13 protein-coding genes and 1 pseudogene are annotated in these 13,764 nt (G+C 57.2%); 4 read left to right on the top strand and 10 right to left on the bottom strand.

The features are described 5' to 3' along the window. Positions 1-153 precede the first annotated feature (153 nt). Both gnd and zwf read left to right on the top strand, forming a co-directional pair. The gene (gene gnd / locus AC07VR_RS07555; RefSeq protein WP_495010889.1) at positions 154-1,134 is read left to right on the top strand and encodes a phosphogluconate dehydrogenase (NAD(+)-dependent, decarboxylating); all 981 of its coding nucleotides are present in this window, start codon (positions 154-156) and stop codon (positions 1,132-1,134) included. Then, positions 1,131-2,651, top strand: coding sequence for a glucose-6-phosphate dehydrogenase (zwf, locus tag AC07VR_RS07550; protein ID WP_495010888.1), 1,521 nt, complete (start codon positions 1,131-1,133; stop codon positions 2,649-2,651). Before gnd ends, zwf begins: the two co-directional genes overlap by 4 nt. A 127-nt stretch (positions 2,652-2,778) precedes the next feature. Here zwf and nhaB read toward each other — a convergent pair whose 3' ends face one another. Then, complete coding sequence (gene nhaB, locus AC07VR_RS07545; protein WP_495010887.1) at positions 2,779-4,281, bottom strand: sodium/proton antiporter NhaB; 1,503 nt, start codon at positions 4,279-4,281, stop codon at positions 2,779-2,781. Between the two features lie 377 nt (positions 4,282-4,658). On the opposite strand from nhaB, the pseudogene AC07VR_RS07540 reads away from it, so the two are divergent. Continuing rightward, positions 4,659-4,826: pseudogene (locus AC07VR_RS07540) on the top strand (aldehyde dehydrogenase family protein); the annotation flags it as partial. Between the two features lie 151 nt (positions 4,827-4,977). Here the strand turns inward: AC07VR_RS07540 and AC07VR_RS07535 are convergent. After that, entirely contained in the window at positions 4,978-5,244 is a 267-nt protein-coding gene (locus AC07VR_RS07535; RefSeq protein WP_494995283.1) for a hypothetical protein, read from the bottom strand. 352 nt (positions 5,245-5,596) lie between these two features. On the opposite strand from AC07VR_RS07535, the gene AC07VR_RS07530 reads away from it, so the two are divergent. Continuing rightward, positions 5,597-6,922: a sigma-54 dependent transcriptional regulator gene (locus AC07VR_RS07530; protein ID WP_495010886.1), complete on the top strand. Its 1,326-nt coding sequence runs from the start codon at positions 5,597-5,599 to the stop codon at positions 6,920-6,922. 57 nt (positions 6,923-6,979) lie between these two features. Here the strand turns inward: AC07VR_RS07530 and fapF are convergent, their stop codons facing one another. The 8 genes from fapF to pnuC form a co-directional block, all read right to left on the bottom strand. Then, complete coding sequence (fapF, locus tag AC07VR_RS07525; RefSeq protein ID WP_495010885.1) at positions 6,980-8,260, bottom strand: fibril amyloid transporter FapF; 1,281 nt, start codon at positions 8,258-8,260, stop codon at positions 6,980-6,982. Between the two features lie 47 nt (positions 8,261-8,307). Further along, entirely contained in the window at positions 8,308-9,048 is a 741-nt protein-coding gene (gene fapE / locus AC07VR_RS07520) for a fibril amyloid subunit FapE (RefSeq protein WP_495010884.1), read from the bottom strand. Between the two features lie 33 nt (positions 9,049-9,081). Further along, a complete protein-coding gene (fapD, locus tag AC07VR_RS07515; protein WP_495010883.1) occupies positions 9,082-9,762 on the bottom strand; it encodes a fibril amyloid maturation endopeptidase FapD in 681 nt (226 codons plus the stop codon). Positions 9,763-9,832: 70 nt separating this feature from the next. After that, positions 9,833-10,933 (bottom strand): amyloid-like fimbrin subunit FapC, encoded by a 1,101-nt coding sequence (fapC, locus tag AC07VR_RS07510; RefSeq protein WP_495010882.1) that lies wholly within the window; start codon positions 10,931-10,933, stop codon positions 9,833-9,835. Between the two features lie 53 nt (positions 10,934-10,986). Further along, the gene (gene fapB, locus AC07VR_RS07505; protein WP_495010881.1) at positions 10,987-11,559 is read right to left on the bottom strand and encodes a fibril amyloid subunit FapB; all 573 of its coding nucleotides are present in this window, start codon (positions 11,557-11,559) and stop codon (positions 10,987-10,989) included. Position 11,560: 1 nt separating this feature from the next. After that, positions 11,561-11,998 (bottom strand): functional amyloid chaperone FapA, encoded by a 438-nt coding sequence (gene fapA, locus AC07VR_RS07500; RefSeq protein ID WP_495010880.1) that lies wholly within the window; start codon positions 11,996-11,998, stop codon positions 11,561-11,563. A gap of 329 nt (positions 11,999-12,327) precedes the next feature. Continuing rightward, the gene (locus tag AC07VR_RS07495; RefSeq protein WP_494995291.1) at positions 12,328-12,852 is read right to left on the bottom strand and encodes an AAA family ATPase; all 525 of its coding nucleotides are present in this window, start codon (positions 12,850-12,852) and stop codon (positions 12,328-12,330) included. After that, positions 12,849-13,412 carry a nicotinamide riboside transporter PnuC gene (pnuC, locus tag AC07VR_RS07490; protein WP_494995292.1) on the bottom strand — a complete coding sequence of 188 codons (564 nt, stop codon included), beginning with the start codon at positions 13,410-13,412 and terminating at the stop codon, positions 12,849-12,851. Before pnuC ends, AC07VR_RS07495 begins: the two co-directional genes overlap by 4 nt. Positions 13,413-13,764 lie beyond the last annotated feature (352 nt).

Here is a 13,764-nt window from a genome sequence, read left to right as displayed (position 1 = left end):
TTGTCGTCTGTCTTCTTCGTAATGTCTCAGGTGATCCAGCGTATTGCTCCGCTTGAGAGGAAACTATGTCTGGACGCTTTCGACTAACCTTCATTAGCCTCATTGCGCTATAACTTTTAAAACATATTTATTTGTAGTAAGGAGCATCAGTACATGCAATTGGGGATTATCGGACTGGGCCGCATGGGCGGCAATATTGCGCGGCGACTGATGCTCAATGGGCATTGCACCGTGGTTTACGACCGCAACGCCGCATTTGTCACCGCCCTGAGCGAAGAGGGCGCAACCGGTGTTGCGGACTTGCCGGCGCTGGTCGCGGGCCTGGAAAAACCGCGAGCGGTCTGGGTAATGCTTCCAGCCGGTGGGCCGACCGAAGAAACCATCGAAATCTTGAGTCAATTGCTCGATGCTGGCGATGTGATCATCGACGGCGGCAACACCTTTTATAAGGACGACATCCGTCGCGCTCACACGCTGTCGGAAAAAGGCCTGCACTACATCGACGTCGGCACCTCCGGCGGCGTGTGGGGGCTGGAGCGCGGTTACTGCATGATGATTGGCGGCGATGCCGATGTGGTCAAACGTCTGGACCCGCTGTTCGACAGCCTGGCGCCGGGCCTGGGCAACATCCCGCGGACCAAGGATCGGGTGGCCGAGGATGATCGCGCCGAACGCGGTTACATCCACGCCGGCCCGGCGGGCTCCGGGCACTTCGTGAAAATGATTCACAACGGCATCGAATACGGAATGATGCAGGCGTTTGCCGAAGGTTTCGACATCCTCAAAACCAAAGCCTCGGAAAACCTGCCGCAAGATCAGCGCTTTGATCTGAACGTGGCCGACATCGCCGAAGTCTGGCGCCGTGGCAGCGTGGTTTCCTCCTGGCTGCTGGACCTGACCGCCGATGCGCTGGCCAGCGATCCGAAACTCGACGGTTATTCTGGCGCCGTGGCCGACAGCGGCGAGGGGCGCTGGACCATCGAGGCGGCCATGGAGCAATCGGTGCCAGTACCGGTCTTGTCCAACTCGTTGTTCGCGCGCTTCCGCTCCCGCCAGCAAAGTACCTATGGCGACAAATTACTGTCAGCCATGCGCTTCGGTTTTGGCGGCCATGTCGAGACACCCAAGAAATGACCTCGCGCCGAAAAAAATCCAAGGCTGAACCCGCGCCGGCGACCACGCTGTTTCTGTTCGGCGCCCATGGTGATCTGGTCAAGCGCCTGCTGATGCCGGCGCTGTACAACCTCAGTCGCGATGGTTTGCTGAGCGATGGCCTGCGTATCGTGGGCGTCGATCACAACGCGATCAGCGATGCGGACTTTGCCAAGAAGCTCGAAGATTTCATTCGTACCGAGGCGGCCAACAAAATCGGTAAAGGCGACGACGTCCTTGAACCAGCGTCGTGGTCCAGACTGGCCAAGGGCATCAGCTATGTCCAGGGCGATTTCCTCGACGACAGCACCTACGAGGCACTGGCGGCAAAAATCGCCGCCAGTGGCACCGGTAACGCAGTGTTTTACCTGGCGACGGCGCCGCGCTTTTTCAGTGAAGTGGTGCGTCGTCTCGGATCCTCCGGCCTGCTCGAAGAAGCGCCGGAGGCCTTCCGCCGGGTGGTGGTCGAAAAACCTTTCGGCTCCGACCTGCAAACCGCGCAAGAGCTGAACGCCTGTCTGCTCAAGGTCATGACGGAGAAGCAGATCTACCGGATTGACCATTACCTGGGTAAGGAAACGGTTCAGAACATCCTCGTCAGCCGGTTTTCCAACAGCCTGTTCGAGGCCTTCTGGAACAACCATTACATCGATCATGTGCAAATCACCGCGGCGGAAGCCGTCGGTGTCGAGACGCGCGGCAGCTTCTACGAACACACCGGCGCGCTGCGGGACATGGTGCCCAATCACCTGTTCCAGTTGTTGGCAATGGTCGCGATGGAACCACCGGCCGCTTTCGGTGCCGATGCGGTGCGTGGGGAAAAGGCCAAAGTCATCGGAGCGATTCGCCCTTGGTCCACCGAGGAGGCGCTGGCGAACTCGGTGCGCGGCCAGTATGCAGCGGGCGAACTTGGCGGCAAGCCGCTGCCCGGTTACCGCGATGAGCCTAAGGTAGCACCCGACAGCAACACCGAAACCTACGTCGCGCTCAAGGTCATGATCGATAACTGGCGCTGGGTCGGCGTGCCGTTCTACCTGCGTACCGGCAAACGCATGAGCGTGCGCCACACGGAAATCGCCATCTGCTTCAAACCCGCGCCGTACGCGCAGTTCCGCGATACCGAAGTTGATGAATTGCAACCGACCTATCTGAGGATCCAGATCCAGCCCAACGAAGGTATGTGGTTCGACTTGCTGGCCAAACGCCCCGGGCCGGCGCTGGCCATGGCCAACATCGAGCTGGGATTCGCCTACAAGGATTTCTTCGAGATGCAGCCGTCCACCGGCTACGAAACCTTGATCTATGACTGCCTGACCGGCGACCAGACGTTGTTCCAGCGTGCCGACAATATCGAGAATGGCTGGCGCGCCGTGCAACCGTTCCTTGATGCCTGGAAGGAGGACTCCACCATTCAGACTTACCCGGCAGGTGAAGACGGCCCGGCGTCGGCGGAGCAATTGCTGGCCCGTGACGGACGCGCCTGGCACCGTCTCGGGTGACCGGCAGCAATGTCGAGGATGGCGCGGCAGGGGCCTTCGAGCGGTCTATCCTGCCGCGCTGAAGCCAGCTCTTCGTAGCAGCTGCCGAACGCAGCCTTTGGCAGCTGCTACGCGATTATCTTTCGGCTTACAGCCAGTAACTGACCGCAAGCCAGCCCAGCACACCCATCACCACCGTATATGGCAGCGCCATCCATACCATTCGCCCGTACGATAAACGAATCAGCGGCGCAATCGCCGACGTCAGCAAAAACAAAAACGCTGCTTGCCCATTTGGCGTCGCCACGCTCGGCAGGTTAGTGCCGGTATTGATGGCGATGGCCAGGGTCTCGAAGTGTTCGCGGCTCATATGGCCGGAAATGAACGCCTGTTTCACTTCTGTGATGTAAATCGTCGCCACGAACACGTTATCGCTGATGGCCGATAGCAGGCCGTTGGCGATAAACAGCATGCCCGGTTGTTGCTCGGGCGGCAGGGCCAGCACCCACTGAATCAATGGGGTGAACAGCTGTTGATCGTGGATCACCGCCACCACCGCGAAAAACACCACCAACAATGCGGTGAATGGCATTGCGTCCTTGAAGGCGTTGCCGATGCGGTGTTCTTCAGTGATGCCGGTGAACGAGGTGATCAGCACGATCACCATCAAGCCGATCAGGCCGACTTCGGCGATGTGAAACGCCAGCCCGGCGATCAGAATCAGTGCCGCCAGGCTCTGAACCAATAGCGCCGCGCGCTGACGGGAGGTGCGTTCGGCGTTGTCTTCAGCGGCATAGTTGGCCAGTACTGCGCGCACGTTATCCGGCAGCAAGGTGCCGTAACCGAACCAGCGCAACTTCTCCAACAGCACGCAAGTCACCAGGCCTGCCACCAGGACCGGCAGCGATACCGGGGCGATCTTCAGGAAGAACCCGGAAAAGTGCCAGCCCATCTCATGGCCGATCAGCAAGTTCTGTGGCTCGCCCACCAGCGTACAGACACCACCCAGGGCGGTGCCCACTGCGCCGTGCATCAGCAGGCTGCGCAGAAAGGCGCGGAACTGTTCAAGGTCTTTGTGGTGCAGCTTCGGCAGGTGTTTGTCGTCGCTGAACTCGCTGTCCTGGCGTGGATCATTGCCCGAGGCAACACGGTGATAGACTGAGTAAAACCCCACCGCGGCGCTGATGATCACTGCCGTTACCGTCAAGGCATCGAGAAACGCCGACAGAAACGCCGAGAGAAAGCAGAACATCAACCCCAGCAACGCCTTGGACCGAACCCCCAGCAGCAGGCGCGAGAACAGGAACAGCAACAGGTCTTTCATGAAATAAATGCCCGCCACCATGAACATCAGCAGCAGGATGACCGGGAAGTTATGCAGCAGTTCGTCATACAGTGCCTGAGGCGTGGTCATGCGCAGCAGCAGGGCTTCGACCATCAGCAATCCGCCGGGCATCAGCGGGTAGCACTTGAGTGCCATGGCCAGGGTAAAAATGAACTCCACCACCAGCAGCCAACCGGCAGCCACCGGGCCGACGGTCCAGAGCACCAGCGGGTTGAGGATCAGGAACGCGACAATGCCTGCCTTGTACCAGCGTGGTGAATGCCCGAGAAAATTGTGCGCGAACGCCTGGGCCATTGAACCGGACATCGGCAGCTCCTTTGTAGTGAGAGGCGCGCAAGTTGCCGTAAGCGAAAGGGAAGATCAAGTGTGGGAAAAAGCCTTCAGGCCTGAGGATCGTTCCCACGCGCAGCAAAGGAATGCATCCCGTGACGCTCCTTGTCACCAAGGGGCGGACGCAGAGCGTCCAAGGCGGCATTCCCACGCGGGAGCGTGGGAACGATCTGCAGCCGTGGTTACTCCTCGCGTTTCACCACCAAGGTCAAAATGTCATAGCTGGCCACCAGTTCTACCAGCTGATTGGTCACTTCCACATCCCAGGCCACCACCCTGAACTGATCAGCGGCACAACGGTGCCCAACGGTGAAGGTTTTTACGTTTCACCTACGCTAGTCATCAATCCCGACGACCGTCTCTCGCTGATTGAGGCCGGTACGGTATGGGTCAACAGCCACACACTCATTGATGCGAACATGCCTTTTGGTGGTTTCAAACAGTCTGGAATCGGGCGAGATTTCGGCGCCGATGGGCTCGACGCGTTCACTGAAACCAAATCTGTTTGCATACGACATTGAAAATCGTAAACAGGAGGGAACCGGGGAACTTCAAGAAGCTGATATACCGCCAGATCGCTTTCAAGCATTAAAGCAAACGCGACGAAAGGCGGTATATCCAGAGTTGGGCGAGAGCATTGCGCGGATCACTGATAGTGATCCGTGAGCGTGCTTATTCCGGCATTGTCCAGGATTGCAGTTTATAACCTTCCTGGCTCAACTCGGCACGTACCTCTTCCAGCAGACTTTCCAGTTGCGCCGGGTCGGAATAGGCACTGCTCGGAATCTGTTTGCGGCCAATATGGGTGTTGGTCCGGTCGATAACGGTCAGGCTGAGTTCGCCATTACCGTCTTGCGGGGCCCAGGCAACGCATTGAAAAGGCTCGAATGCGTGGCCGGCAATCAAAAGTGCTTCGTTGATGCGGAGCGGGGCGTTCATGGGGTCTTCTCTCCTTGTGCCCAAACAAGTGATGTGCCGTCGGTTGGGCTTACCTTTCGGCTGGTTACTTGTACTGATGCCCGCAGAGTGGGGGCAGGTCACACACGATAACAAGTTTTTTAAACTTTTTTTATTCACGATGCTTAAACCGCGATTTTGAAAGCTGAATGAAAGGTTTCAATTAGTTAGGCAGCTAATAGCCTTCCCCCTTATAACGAACTCGTAAGGATTTGGTCTTAGCCCTATAATCAATTGATACAAGAGGGCGTCAAAATATTGCTAATGTTACAACTGGTTCTGCCAAATGACTGTTTCTAATAACATTTCATAAATTTGGCGCCAAGGAACAGTCATGATCGAAACACCTGTCTTACGACGATTGCTAGTGGTCGATCCCTGTGATGATTGTCACCGTCTGCTGCCCGGATTGCGCTTGGTGGGTTGGGACGTAGACAGTTGTACGCTTGAATTGGCTTATGACCGTTCCTGCGATGTCGGCCTGCTACGGTTGCAGCCGTTTCACCTGGAGCAACAGGAGGCGGTCAAGGGACTGATCAGCCACAGCGGAACCGAATGGATCGCTGTGCTTAGCCAGGACGTTCTGCGTTTGCAGAATGTCGGTGATTTTGTCTGCGAATGGTTTTTTGACTTCCATACCTTGCCGTTCGATGTGTCCAGGGTACAGGTAACCCTGGGGCGTGCATTCGGCATGGCACGGTTGCGCGGCCAAGGCTCGATTCATGTTGATAAGCTGGAACATGAATTGCTCGGTGACAGCCCGCCGATTCGCGAGTTGCGCAAACTGTTGAGCAAACTGGCACCTACCGAATCGCCGGTTTTGATCCGCGGCGAGAGCGGCACCGGCAAGGAGTTGGTGGCTAGAACGTTGCACCGGCTGTCACAACGCCGCAGCAAGCCGTTTGTGGCGATCAATTGCGGTGCTATCCCTGAACATCTGATTCAGTCCGAACTCTTTGGTCATGAAAAGGGTGCTTTTACCGGCGCTCACCAGCGCAAGGTCGGACGTATCGAGGCGGCCCACGGCGGCACGCTGTTTCTCGACGAGATCGGCGACCTGCCGTTGGAGTTACAAGCCAATCTGCTGCGGTTTTTACAGGAAAAGCACATTGAGCGGGTCGGTGGCAGCCAGCCTATTCCGGTCGATGTACGGGTACTGGCAGCGACCCACGTTGATCTTGAATCCGCTATCGAGAAAAAGCGTTTTCGTGAAGATCTGTATTACCGGTTGAACGTTTTACAGGTCGTCACCGCGCCTTTACGCGAGCGCCATGGTGACCTGCCGAAGCTGGCCAACCATTTTTCCCACTTTTACAGCCAGGAAACCGGGCGGCGTCCGCGCAGCTTCAGTGAGGACGCGCTGATCGCCATGGGCAAACATGACTGGCCGGGCAATGTGCGTGAACTGGCCAATCGTGTTCGCCGGGGATTGGTCCTGGCCGAAGGGCGGCAAATCGAAGCCCAGGACTTGGGGTTACTCAGCCATCAGGCCATTGCAGCGCCCATGGGAACTCTTGAGGACTACAAATACCGCGCCGAACGCCAGGCACTGTGCGATGTGTTGAATCGCCACAGTGACAACTTGAGTATCGCGGCAAGAGTGCTCGGTATTTCGCGGCCTACCTTCTACCGCTTGTTGCACAAGCACCAGATACGCTGACGTTCAAGCTTCAAACGACAAAGCCCGCCGAAGCGGGCTTTGTCGTTTGAGTGGCCGTTAAAAGTAGTACGGGAATTTCAGGCTGAAGGAGAAGGCCGGTGCGTCCTGGGTCAAGCCGATGGCGAGGTTGGGGACTATCGTCAGTTTGTCGGTTGCCGCCAGGGTCAGGCCGACGTTGAAGTTGGCAGCGTTGTAGTCGCTGTCCGGGATTGTTGACCAGCCCTGGCCGTCCGGTCTGACTTTGCTTTTGTGGGCGAATTGGTCGGAAAACGAAAACGACATACTCATCTTCTCGTTCAAGGCAAACGCAATGCCGGCGCCGACCTGCCAGTAATCGCCCAGTTTCACGTCTCCCGGGACCTTGGTATTTATAGTGGGGCTGATATCGCTGAATGAATCCTGCTTGTTGTAGGTATAGGCCAGGCTGCCGAAGAGCACGGCAGGGTCGTAGGTCTTGACCAGCGCGATACCCGGGGTAATCGACCAGACACCGTTGCCGGTAGGGAGTGACTGAGGTACCGACAAATTGTCGTTGTTCGGGTCATTGACCAGCTTGATTCCGAACGGATCTTTACCCGTCGGCGCCTTGACTCGCAGAGTGACGACCGCATCGGGCAGGTTGACCGATTCATCGAGGAATTTGTAGGCAATACCAAAGTTGACATCGCCTATGGTCGGATCGCGGGTAACGGTGGCTTCGGATGAGACCGGTGCTGCGCCTCCTGCACCACCAGAAGAGTACGTCGATTCGCGATAGACGACCGGGACGTTGACGTCGAATTGCCAGCGTTGCGCCAGGTTGTAGCGGGCTGTCAGGTCCAGGGTCCAGTTGTCGGCCTTGATCTTGTCGATGTTGATGTTGCCGAGAAAAATCGAGTCCAGTGCCAGAAAGCCGTTTAGAACCAGCTGCCGGGTATCGTAGTGGGTGTAGGTCAGGCCGGTTTCGACACTGAACTTGCCCCCGCCGAAGAAACCGCTGGCTTCGTCGTAGAGGTTGGAAACGCTTTGTGCCGGTGCCGAATCTTCCTTGAGCGACTGCCCGTAGGAGCTGCCCGTGGTTCCAGGTGCACCGGTGGCCACCGCCTGACCACCTCTGGTCTGTTCGGCCGGGGATTTTGTCAGGCGTTTGGGGACAGGTGTTGCAGGTGTTTCTTCGACTTGCTTAACGCGCTGTTCAAGTACCATCAGCGCCTTCTGTTGTGCTTCGTAACGTGTTTTCAGCTCCGTGAGTTCTTGTTTTAGGGCTTCTACCTGGGGGTCCGGTGCTGCTTGCAACAATGTGGCCGGGACCAGGGTACTCAAACAAACGACTGCTTTTAACGAAAACGATCGGTGCATGGGTTAGCCGTCCCTTCTGACTACATTTTTATGAGACTGAGCGTAGATCAGTATCCCAGAGTGCGTAGGCCTTTTAGTTGGTCCAGACTGCAGTCCAGCGCCCCGGCTGTCGGCAGGTTGTTGCGCAGGACGACATTGAGGGACGTCAGGTTGTTCACCTGGTTTCTGCCGCCGAGCAAGGTCGCGTTCTGCATCAGGCCGCCCTGGGCAATACGTTGCATGGAACTGCCCTGATTGTTGTTGGCCTGGATGTTCAACTGCACGCCCGCGCCACTCGACGACATACTGAAGGTCCCGGCACCGTTGGAGGCGGACAGGGTCGTGCCGGCGGTCAATGGCTGGCCTTGGGTATCCATTTGTGGTGCCTGGTTGGCTTCTTTGACGTTGATGTCGACATTGTTGTACGCGCTGTTGTAGTCGCCGGCGGCGCGCACGACCTGGGTTACACCCTGGGTGGTGCTGAGGCCGCCGCCGCCGCTGACATTGCCGGCCCCTTGTAAGGGCGCCGAGCCATCACCTTTTTTGTCGATTATCGACACATAGAACTGCGGCTTGATGGTCGATTCTTGAATCTGCATCGAGGAGGTTGCCCCGATCACTTCACCGCTGGCATTTTGCCAGGTGCTAGTCATGACAATCCCGAAACTGATGATCCGGCCCGGCATGACATACCGGCCGCGAAGGGTCGCCAACTCCTGATCCTTGAGTTCAATCGGTTTGAACGCTTGTGCCTGGGTCGGCAGGCTGGCGGCCAGGCAGGCGACGGCCAGCCAGTATGGAGTCTTCATTGGATGCTCCCGGAGCTTCGTGCTCCCTTGCCATTAGAAGAAGTCGCTCTGGATGAATCCGAAATCCATCAACTCTGCGTCCTGCACCGGGCTGAAGGTGTTGATGCGGCTCTTGGCGGTCAGTGGCATAGGTGGTTCGCGCAAGACGTTGGTCTTGTCGTAGCCCTGGCCTATGACGGCGAAGATGATGCCGTTCCAGCCTTTGACAAAGTCGTCGAACTTGAAGCGTTTGTGACCGAGTACCGGATCACCGATATACACCCAGTCTTTCTCCGCTTTTTGCATGACTACAAAGTGCTTGTAGCCGCGGATGTCCATGAGCACGATGACCGGAATGGCGACACTGGTCAGACCTTCCGGCGATACCCGGTAACCACGGGCCCGCATGCCGATACTTTCCACGTAATGCTTCATGTCGAGCATGGAGAAGCCCTGGACGCGGACCAGATCCTGGTCGGAGTGAGCCAGCATGCCTTCGATGATTTGTTCTTCATTCACGTCCAGCCAATAGGCCTGGCGCAATATGGTCGCCAGGGAAGCTGCGCCACAACTGAAGTCGGTTTTCTGTTGGACCAGGTCGGCGAATTTGCGCTCACGTACGCTCTGGATCGGTTTGAAAACGACCGTTCCACCTGGCAAGACGGAAAGCGGCATTTGTCCTGCTTCGCTCAGGCCAGCCAGACAAAGCAGGAGCGCTAGGGCGAAAATGCGCATGGTCGGATGCCTTCGCGTAGTAGTGAGGAAAGGCCCCCCGAAGGGGACCCTCCAGACCCTGGAAATTAGCTTACAGGCAAGTTTTGCAACCGGCTGCAATGGACAGCGAGTTGCTTTGTTGGTTGCCAACACCGGCAGCCACGTTGACGCCCAGGTTGCCACTGCTGCCATTAACCGAACCGCTCAGGGTAGCAGTGTTGGTCACAGGGTTTGCCCAGCCAGTTGGGGTCAGCACTTGCCAAGACACGGTGTTGCTCAAATCAAAAGAACTGGTCTCACTGAATTCGCGCGATTTGTCGAACGAATTGTCGACCTTTTCGTGGACCTTTTTGTCGAACGATTTTTCGACCGATGCGTCGACCTTTGCCTTGATCGATGCGTCGAAAGTCACACTGCGGCGCTCGTGACGGCCATCATCCTTAGTAACGGTCTTGGCAGCGTCCACATCAACTTTCACATCAGCTTTCACAGTAACTTTCTTATCAACGTCCTTCTCAAAGCGCTTATCAACGTGCTTCTCAACGTGCAAACTGGATGAATTACTGGAAGAGGAATGCCCGCTGGATGAGTTGGTAGACGACAGCGTATCCTTGCGGAACGTCCGATCGGCTTTGTTATTCACTTCCAGGCCAGGGCTTTGCTGATCGGCGGTTGCGCTTGCGTCAGCGTGCTTGCCGCCAGACACAGCGATCGCCATGGTGTTTTTCTGTTGGTTAAGGTCGCCAGCAGCCATGTTGATACCCATGTTGCCGCTGCCGCCATTGGCTGAGCCGCTCATATCGGCGCTGCTTGTGCTGGAGAAGTTATCGACCAGGTTGTTGTTGCCGAATTGCTTGACAGAAGAGGTTGCCGACGCAGTACCGAAGACAAACGAGCCATCGCCGCTGGCAATGGCGGCAGCATTGTCTTGTTGGTTGCCGTCGCCTGCTGCAACGTTGACGCCCACGTTACCAGAGGCGCCCTTGACCGAGTTGTTTATCTCGGCTTTGTTTTTAGTCCCTTGATTGAGGATGGAGTTGCCAGTGCTGGTTTGTGTATCCCAGGCTTTCGCGGTGGCGCCGGCGTCGGTGGTGTCTTTTGGATTTGGTTGTGGATCTGCAGCTTGTACAGCAACAGCCATGACCGCAGCGATTGCGAAAACCAGAGGTTTGATTGCCATTGAAGCTTTCATGCTGATTCTCCGTACTTTATTTTTAGGTTAAGTGTTGTTCTTACCTGTTTGGGTCAGTCCGCGACCCGTACGCTCAGGGTGTTGGCCGTTCGGTTTCCCACCCCGGCGCTCTGATTCAACTGGATCACCCCACGGCTACCGGTGAAGGCCTGGTCGCTGGTAGCGACCTGGCGATGGCCAGAAGTAAGATCAGTTGAATCGGAGTTGTTGAGCAGTGCCACGTTCTGTTGCATGAGGACGCTGTCGTCGATACTTTGCGGCGTAGCACTGATGCTTATCCGCAGGGCGTTGGCTTGCTGGTTACTGGCGCCCGAGCTCTGGTTGACCCCCAGTACGCCATTGCCGTTACTGAAGGAGTTGCCTTTAATGGTTGACTGGGCATCGATCCTGGGATCGACATGAGTACGCAACCGTTGGCGAATCTGCGTGGTGGCGCTGGCGTCGGTGTCAATGGCGATGGCTCGGGCGTTGGCCTGTTGTTGCTGATCGCCGGCAGCCTGGTTGACCGAGAAGTTGCCCTGGTACTGACTGCCGGAGTTTTCGATGGTGGCAGTATCGACGGCAGGAGGTTGGGCAAAGGTCGGCGCACTGCAAAACATGGCCAGAATCAGCAGAGTGCGATTCATTTCAACGGTCTCCCGATATCATTTTCAGACCGCCCAGGCCTTGCTGGATGGTTCCGTTGATCCTGTTGGCAATGCCGTTGCCGGAACCTGGGGAATGTCCAGCGGACACGCCGGGCAGCTGTGTCTGATCGTTGATGTTGCCGCGCAGCGTGCCGGTGCCTTGAGCGATCATTCCGGTGATGCCTGCGCCGCTGCTGATGCCGGCAAAGTCGCCGTCCGTCAATTCGTTCGTTGCACTGATGACTTGCCTGGACGGGTTGGCATTGACGGTCAGGGGGTTAGGGTCGGGAACCAGGGGGGGACGAGTCGCGGAGCGCGGTTGGACCTCCCGCTGCACGACGATGACCCCATCGCCGGCCTGGACAGGCAGACTGATACTCGAACCCAATGCACATCCGATCAGCAGGAGGTGAAAAATGCCTTTATCAATATTCCCCACGACGGCAACTCCTTCTTAAAGTGCGCTGGCCCTTCTCAGCGTTGCGAGGAAGAGAGCAGAAGGTGTGCCGCCTTTTATTTTTATAGTTAAAACAGTGGGTTGTGATTCTTTGTGGCAGGAGTCAAAATTTGTTGTAACGACGCTGAGACAGATGGCCGGGCATGGTGCCGTTTATCTGTCCGCCATTGCTCATCATGGACTGTGTGGATTGACTGTTTCCGTTGATTAACACTTTGCCCCCCGCCAGGCTTGAGCCGCTTCATTTGGCGGATTTGTCGGGAGGAGGGTGTTTCAGGAGTGGACATTTTGCCGGGCGGGGCGTGCTGAAGTCAGGCGCCCAGCAGCCGATTAACCGCCTCGAATGCATCGCGCCTGCGCTGTGCCCAGTCGCCACGCAGCATCTGGTAAGTCTGCTGGTGCCGGTCGAGCCAATCGCGACTGGCCTGGAAAAATGCCTGGCGATCGGCAAGATCCGGCTGACAGCGTTGACCGTCGTCAGTCCAGACGACCGCCTCCGGGCTGAGCAGCAGGTGCAGATCGTAGTGCCGCGCCAGCAAGGCTTCTTCGATCCAGGCCGGGCAGTCACCGAACAGCGCATGGCTCCAGAGCATGTTGCTCAGCAGGTGGGTGTCGAGGATCAACAGCGATGGTTGTCTGGCGCGAGCCCTGTCCTCCCACCGTAGCTGGCCAAGTGCAATCACCGAAATATCCTCGTAGCAGGTTTCGCGGGCCTCCTTTTCGATAAAGCGCCGCACGTACTCGCCCACCAGCAACCCGCCGAAACGGGCTTGCAACTCGGCGGCCAGCCAACTCTTGCCGCTGGATTCCGGGCCGCTCAAGACCAGTACTTTCATGCGCGCAACGCCGGAGCAGCGCGCCATTCCCGCCAGCCTTGCACGGCCAGCAGGGTAAACAGGCCATAGAGCGCGGCTGTCAGGTACAGGCCCTTGTAGACGAACAGACCAACGAAAATCACATCCACCGCAATCCACAGTGGCCAGCACTGCACGCGCTTCTGCGCCATCCACAGTTGTGCGACCAGGCTGAATCCGGTCAGCGCGGCGTCCAGCCATGGCTGAGCCGCATCCGTCCAGTAGGCCATGGCGGCCCCCAGCAGTAGACTGCCGACTGCACCGACAGCAAGGCCAAGCAGCATCGATGGAGTGTCCAGTTGACTGACTGGCCGTCCCTGCCGAGCCTCGCCCGCGCGAGTCCATTGCCACCAGCCATAGAGCTGCAACGCGGCATAGATCACTTGCAGGAGCATGTCCGAATACAGTTTCACCTCAAAGAAGATCCAGCTGTAGAGCAGCACCATGACCAGGCCGATCGGCCAGCACCAGGGGTTCTGTTTGACTGTCAGCCAGACGGCAATTACACCGAGCGCGGCGGCAAACAGTTCAAGCCCGGACATGCGGTTTCCTTGGGGTAGTCGAAGAGGGGGGGCGATTGTAACCAGAGAGTGGCCTGACGCGTTAATCAGCGTGATCGGGGTATTTGCGCAAAGATCGGAGCCTTGCTCAACGGCCCGGGCCACATCAATGGCCGCATTGAGCACCCGCTTTTGATAACCCGTCACGGCGTATTCTTTTTCTTGTCATAAATGCCCGCCAGCATCCCGGAATGCTTTGGGAGCCAACGTTACCCAAGTGTACTAAGGCTACAGCGTTAATCGGGTATGTCTGGTAGCATTTCGGCCGCGCATGAAAAACCTGAATACGGCTTGTTTTTTCAAGCTTTTTTACGGTTTTTGTTGATCTTGTGCG

It is taken from the genome of Pseudomonas sp. GW821-FHT02H09 (assembly GCF_059421425.1).
Note: the sequence above shows the minus strand (reverse complement) of the source record. Positions and strands in the feature narration are given on the sequence as shown.